Genomic DNA, 6562 nt, shown 5'->3' with positions numbered 1-6562 from the left:
CCGTTGCGAGGTGGCGTATATTACGCTTTCCTCTTTCAGAGTCAAGCGATTATTTTCGCTTTTCTCTTCAACCGACTCGGCTGCTTGTGTGAAGTGATTCACATCCGCCGTGTCGATGGAGGCGCATTATAGGGAGTTCTCTGGCAGTGACAAGCGGAAAACGACAATTTTATTTCAACCGCTCACCTTTTCGCCATAACGTCTATTTTTGCTGCTTTTTGATGGTTTCCGGCAATGCCGCCAGGCTATTAATCACCCAATCCGCTGCATTTTCTGCTTCTGGGGTGACGGGTTTGCCGGTACGCACCAGAATTTTATGACCCACACCTGCCGCAGCAGCTGCCTGCATATCTTCCAGCTTGTCGCCCACCATATAGGAAGCGCTCATATCTATATGAAGGAACTCTTGTGCCGAGATGAACATGCCCGGGTGCGGTTTACGGCAATCACAGGTCTGACGATACTCTTCTACGGTTCCCTGCGGGTGATGAGGACAATAATAGATACCGTCGAGATCAACGCCACGATCGGCCAGCGACCAGTCCATCCATTCAGTTAATGTCTCAAACTGTGCTTCCGTGAATTTACCGCGCGCGATACCTGACTGGTTGGTCACCACCACCAGCGCAAAACCCATCTCTTTTAATTCACGCATGGCATCTATAGCGCCATCGATGAATTCGAATTCGTCTATCTCATGCACGTAGCCATGATCGACATTAATCGTGCCATCACGATCGAGAAAAATTGCGGGTACTGATTTTGCCACCGGTTTGCTCCTGAAAAGGGATGTCCGGCTAGTATCTCATGAATCACCGCGCAATAAAGTGCTCATCGCGCAGAGTTGGATTGATTTAGACGTCTGGATGCCTTAACATCCGTTTTGTTGACGGTCATCGCCCGTCTAAGGCAGCAGAAAATGCCACGGCCAACTTACATACGATAAAAATAATCTAATGATTAAACTTTCGAATATCACCAAAGTGTTCCAGCAAGGGACCCGAACCATTCAGGCGTTGAACAACGTTAGCCTGCATGTTCCGGCTGGACAAATTTATGGCGTCATTGGCGCCTCAGGTGCAGGCAAAAGTACGCTCATCCGTTGCGTTAATTTGCTCGAGCGTCCGACCGAAGGTCAGGTTCAGGTTGATGGCCAGGAGCTGACAACCCTTTCCGAAGCGGATTTAACCAAAGCTCGCCGCCAGATTGGCATGATCTTCCAGCACTTCAACCTGCTCTCCTCGCGCACCGTGTTTGGCAACGTTGCCCTGCCGCTGGAGCTGGACAATACGCCTAAAGACGAAATCAAACGTCGCGTCACCGAGCTGCTGGATCTGGTCGGCCTGAGCGATAAGCATGACATCTACCCGGCAAACTTATCCGGCGGGCAAAAACAGCGCGTGGCCATTGCACGTGCGCTGGCAAGCAATCCGAAAGTGCTGCTCTGTGACGAAGCCACCAGCGCCCTGGATCCTGCAACCACCCGCTCGATTCTGGAACTGTTAAAAGACATCAACCGTCGCCTGGGGCTGACCATCCTCCTTATTACGCACGAGATGGACGTCGTTAAACGCATCTGTGACTGCGTGGCGGTGATCAGTCAGGGTGAACTGATTGAACAAGACACCGTGAGCGAAGTGTTCTCGCATCCGAAAACGCCGCTGGCGCAGCAGTTTATCCAGGCCACCCTGCATCTGGACATTCCGGAAGACTATCTGGCACGTTTAAAAGCGCAACCAGAAGCCAACAGCGTTCCGATGCTGCGAATGGAGTTTACCGGCAAGTCAGTGGATGCCCCGCTGCTGTCTGAAACCGCCCGTCGTTTTAACGTGAACAACAACATTATTAGCGCGCAGATGGATTACGCCGGTGGCGTGAAGTTCGGCATTATGCTGACCGAAATGCACGGCACGCAACAGGACACCCAGGCGGCTATCGCCTGGCTGCAAGAGCATCATGTAAAAGTAGAGGTACTGGGTTATGTCTGAGGCAATGATGTGGTTGCTGGCGCGCGGCGTATGGGAAACGCTGGCGATGACCTTTGTATCCGGCTTTTTCGGTTTTGTCATTGGTCTGCCGGTGGGCGTGCTGCTGTATGTCACCCGCCCGGGTCAAATTATTGAGAACGCAAAGCTGTATCGCACGCTCTCTGCGCTGGTGAACATCTTCCGTTCGATTCCCTTCATTATTCTGCTGGTGTGGATGATTCCCTTCACCCGCGTTATTGTGGGAACCTCCATCGGTCTGCAGGCGGCGATTGTGCCTCTCACCGTTGGTGCTGCGCCCTTTATTGCCCGTATGGTTGAGAACGCGCTGTTAGAGATCCCATCGGGTCTGATTGAAGCGTCACGCGCCATGGGTGCGACACCGATGCAGATCGTTCGCAAAATCTTACTGCCAGAAGCCTTGCCGGGTCTGGTCAATGCGGCAACTATCACGCTGATTACCCTGGTGGGTTACTCTGCGATGGGTGGAGCTGTCGGTGCAGGCGGTCTGGGTCAGATCGGTTATCAGTACGGCTACATTGGCTACAATGCCACCGTCATGAATACCGTGCTGGTTCTTCTGGTTGTGCTGGTTTATCTCATTCAATTGTCTGGCGATCGCATCGTCCGGGCTGTTACGCACAAATAACGTTACACAACACAAACTCGACGAGTTAAGGATAAGAACATGGCGTTTAAATTGAAGACCTTTGCTGCGGTAGGCGCGCTGATCGGCTCTCTGGCACTGGTAGGCTGCGGCCAGGATGAAAAAGATCCAAACCACATCAAAGTGGGCGTTATCGTCGGTGCGGAACAGCAGGTTGCAGAGACGGCCGCAAAAGTGGCGAAAGAGAAATATGGCCTCGACGTTGAGCTGGTAACCTTCAACGATTACGTTCTGCCGAACGAAGCGCTGAGCAAAGGCGATATCGATGCTAACGCCTTCCAGCACAAACCGTACCTGGATCAGCAGATCAAGGATCGCGGCTACAAGCTGGTTGCGGCAGGCAATACCTTCGTATACCCAATCGCGGGCTACTCTAAAAAAATCAAATCTCTGGATGAGCTGCAGGACGGTTCTCAGGTTGCAGTACCGAACGATCCAACTAACCTCGGCCGTTCCCTGCTGCTGCTGCAGAAAGTGGGCCTGATTAAACTGAAAGACGGTGTTGGCCTGCTGCCAACCGTTCTGGACGTTACCGAGAACCCAAAAAACCTGAAAATTGTTGAGCTGGAAGCACCACAGCTGCCACGTTCTCTGGATGATGCACAGATCGCCCTGGCCGTTATCAATACCACTTACGCCAGCCAGATCAACCTGACCCCAGCGAAAGACGGTATCTTCGTTGAAGACAAAGACTCTCCGTACGTTAACCTGATCGTGACCCGTGAAGACAATAAAGACGCGGAAAACGTGAAGAAATTCGTCCAGGCTTACCAGTCTGACGAAGTTTACCAGGAAGCGAACAAAGTCTTTAACGGCGGCGCAGTTAAAGGCTGGTAATCTGACCTCTGTGTAATATCATTCAGGACGGGCGAAAGCCCGTCTTGTCATTTATGCGGGCAACTGATTCAATATCTGACGATTTGATTATTCATAGAGGAAATATTATGCGTGCTTTACCGATCTGTCTTTTAGCACTGATGCTGAGCGGCTGTTCTATGCTAAGCAGATCTCCTGTTGAACCTGTTAAAAGCACAGCAACCCCGCCTAAAGTGGAGCCTGAAAAACCAAAAGCGCCACGCCCTGCGCCCGTCAAAATCTATACCAGCGCTGAAGCCTTAGTGGGTAAACCGTTCCGCGATCTGGGTGAGGTCTCCGGCGATTCCTGCCAGGCCACCAATCAGGACTCTCCTCCGAATATCCCGACTGCGCGTAAACGCATGCAGGTCAACGCTTCCAAAATGAAGGCTAATGCGGTTCTGCTGCACAGCTGTGAAGTGACCAGCGGTACGCCAGGCTGCTACCGTCAGGCCGTTTGCGTGGGTTCTGCCCTTAACGTCTCGGCAAAATGAGTGCATTCCAGTTCGAGCAGATAGGCGTTATCCGCTCGCCCTATAAAGAGAAGTTTGCCGTACCCCGCCAGCCCGGGCTGGTAAAAAGCGGTGGCGGCGAACTTCACTTGCTTGCCCCGTATAATCAGACCGATGCCGTGCGCGGACTGGAAGCCTTTAGCCACCTGTGGGTGCTGTTTATCTTTCATCAGACCATGGCAGGCGGCTGGCGACCGACCGTTCGCCCGCCGCGTCTTGGGGGTAATGCCAGGATGGGGGTATTTGCCACACGCTCAACCTTCCGTCCGAATCCTGTCGGGATGTCGCTCGTTGAGCTGAAAGGCATTCGTTGTCAGAAGGATCAGGTGATCCTCGAGCTTGGCAGCCTGGATCTGGTCGACGGCACGCCGGTGGTAGATATCAAACCCTATCTGCCCTTTGCCGAAGCGGTGCCGGATGCGCGTGCCAGTTACGCCCAGCAGGCTCCGCAGGCGGATATGCCCGTTTACTTTACCGACGAGCTGGCTCCCCGGTTAATCGAGCTGGAAAAACGCTACCCTCGCCTGCGGGATTTTATCGTCGAGGTGCTGGCGCAGGATCCCCGTCCGGCCTACCGAAAAGAGGAAGAGACCGGGAAAACCTACGCCGTTCTGCTGCTGGATTTTAACGTTCGCTGGCGCGTCACGGCGGCGGGCTTCGAAGTGTTTGCCCTCGAGCCGCAGTAATTTTATTCTCTTCTCTTTTGGCATCATTGCCACACTGGTAAACTAAACCACTTTTTTTGTGTCAGGCTGCCCTGTCAGCCTGTTCCAATCGTCGAAATGGAACCGTAACAACATGCGTACTAGCCAATATCTGCTCTCCACACTGAAGGAGACACCTGCCGACGCCGAAGTCATCAGCCACCAGCTGATGCTGCGCGCCGGGATGATCCGCAAGCTGGCCTCCGGGTTGTATACCTGGTTGCCGACCGGCCTGCGCGTCCTGAGAAAAGTCGAGAACATCGTGCGTGAAGAGATGGATAACGCCGGTGCCATTGAGGTGTCCATGCCCGTGGTTCAGCCCGCAGACCTGTGGGCTGAGAGCGGCCGTTGGGAGCAGTACGGTCCGGAGCTGCTGCGCTTTGTCGATCGCGGCGAGCGTCCGTTTGTTCTGGGTCCAACGCATGAAGAAGTGATCACCGATCTGATCCGTAACGAGCTGAGCTCTTACAAACAGCTGCCGCTGAACTTCTATCAGATCCAGACCAAATTCCGTGACGAAGTGCGCCCGCGTTTTGGCGTGATGCGCTCCCGTGAGTTCCTGATGAAGGATGCATACTCCTTCCATACCTCCCAGGAATCTCTGCAAGAGACCTATGACAAGATGTACGACGCGTACAGCAAAATCTTCACCCGTATGGGTCTGGATTTCCGTGCTGTGCAGGCCGATACCGGTTCCATCGGCGGTAGCGCATCTCATGAATTCCAGGTGCTGGCACAGAGCGGCGAAGACGACGTGATCTTCTCTGATACTTCTGACTACGCGGCCAACATCGAGTTTGCTGAAGCCCTGGCACCAACGACGCCACGCGCAGCAGCAACTGAAGCGATGACCACGGTTGATACGCCGAACGCCAAAACCATTGCCGAGCTGGTTGAGCAGTTCAATCTGCCGGTTGAAAAAACCGTTAAGACCCTGCTGGTCAAAGCGGTTGAAGGCAGCAGCTACCCGCTGGTTGCCCTGCTGGTTCGTGGCGATCATGAGCTGAACGAAGTGAAAGCCGAAAAACTGCCACAGGTTGCCAGCCCGCTGACCTTCGCAACCGAAGCGGAAATCCGCGCGGTGGTGAATGCCGGTCCAGGCTCTCTCGGCCCGGTCAATATGCCGGTCCCGGTAGTCATCGACCGTACCGTTGCAGCGATGAGCGATTTTTCTGCCGGTGCCAACGTTGATGGTAAGCACTTCTTTGGCATCAACTGGGATCGCGACGTGGCGACGCCGGAAGTGGCGGACATTCGTAACGTGGTCGCAGGCGATCCGAGCCCGGATGGCCAGGGCGTACTGCAGATCAAACGCGGTATCGAAGTGGGTCACATCTTCCAGCTGGGCACCAAGTACTCCCAGGCGCTGAACGCATCGGTTCAGGGCGAAGATGGCCGTAACCAGATCCTGACCATGGGCTGCTACGGTATCGGGGTAACACGCGTGGTGGCCGCTGCGATTGAGCAGAACCATGACGAGCGCGGTATCGTCTGGCCGGATAACATTGCGCCGTTCCAGGTCGCGATCCTGCCAATGAACATGCACAAGTCCTACCGCGTGCAGGAGCTGGCCGAGAAGCTGTACAGCGAGCTGCGTGCGCAGGGTATCGAAGTGCTGATGGACGATCGTAAAGAGCGTCCGGGCGTGATGTTTGCCGATATGGAACTGATCGGTATTCCACACACCGTGGTCATTGGCGATCGTAACCTCGATAACGAAGAGATCGAGTATAAGTATCGTCGTAACGGCGAGAAGCAAATGATCAAAACCGGTGACGTACTTGATTACCTGGTGAAAGCCATCAAGGGCTAAGCCACAAAAAACCCCGCTCCGGCGGG

7 protein-coding genes are annotated in these 6562 nt (G+C 54.1%); 6 read left to right on the top strand and 1 reads right to left on the bottom strand.

The window, feature by feature from the left end; all coding sequences use genetic code 11:
- Positions 1-202: 202 nt before the first annotated feature.
- Positions 203-769 carry a D-glycero-beta-D-manno-heptose 1,7-bisphosphate 7-phosphatase gene (gene gmhB, locus V7Q49_RS22985; protein WP_333855558.1) on the bottom strand — a complete coding sequence of 189 codons (567 nt, stop codon included), beginning with the start codon at positions 767-769 and terminating at the stop codon, positions 203-205.
- Between the two features lie 187 nt (positions 770-956).
- Between gmhB and metN the strand changes: the two genes are divergently transcribed.
- From metN to proS, 6 genes are all read left to right on the top strand, one after another.
- Complete coding sequence (gene metN, locus V7Q49_RS22980; RefSeq protein ID WP_333855555.1) at positions 957-1988, top strand: methionine ABC transporter ATP-binding protein MetN; 1032 nt, start codon at positions 957-959, stop codon at positions 1986-1988.
- Entirely contained in the window at positions 1981-2634 is a 654-nt protein-coding gene (locus tag V7Q49_RS22975) for a methionine ABC transporter permease MetI (RefSeq protein WP_333855552.1), read from the top strand. Before metN ends, V7Q49_RS22975 begins: the two co-directional genes overlap by 8 nt.
- A gap of 39 nt (positions 2635-2673) precedes the next feature.
- A complete protein-coding gene (metQ, locus tag V7Q49_RS22970; protein ID WP_333855551.1) occupies positions 2674-3489 on the top strand; it encodes a methionine ABC transporter substrate-binding lipoprotein MetQ in 816 nt (271 codons plus the stop codon).
- Between the two features lie 107 nt (positions 3490-3596).
- Positions 3597-4001 (top strand): Rcs stress response system protein RcsF, encoded by a 405-nt coding sequence (gene rcsF, locus V7Q49_RS22965; protein ID WP_333855549.1) that lies wholly within the window; start codon positions 3597-3599, stop codon positions 3999-4001.
- Entirely contained in the window at positions 3998-4705 is a 708-nt protein-coding gene (tsaA, locus tag V7Q49_RS22960) for a tRNA (N6-threonylcarbamoyladenosine(37)-N6)-methyltransferase TrmO (protein WP_333855547.1), read from the top strand. The genes rcsF and tsaA overlap by 4 nt, the downstream gene beginning before the upstream one ends.
- Positions 4706-4817: 112 nt before the next feature.
- On the top strand, positions 4818-6536 hold the full coding sequence (gene proS / locus V7Q49_RS22955; protein WP_333855545.1) for a proline--tRNA ligase: 1719 nt from the start codon (positions 4818-4820) through the stop codon (positions 6534-6536).
- Positions 6537-6562 lie beyond the last annotated feature (26 nt).

The sequence above is a fragment of the Leclercia sp. genome, from assembly GCF_036780805.1.
GTDB lineage: Bacteria > Pseudomonadota > Gammaproteobacteria > Enterobacterales > Enterobacteriaceae > Enterobacter.
Note: the sequence above shows the minus strand (reverse complement) of the source record. Positions and strands in the feature narration are given on the sequence as shown.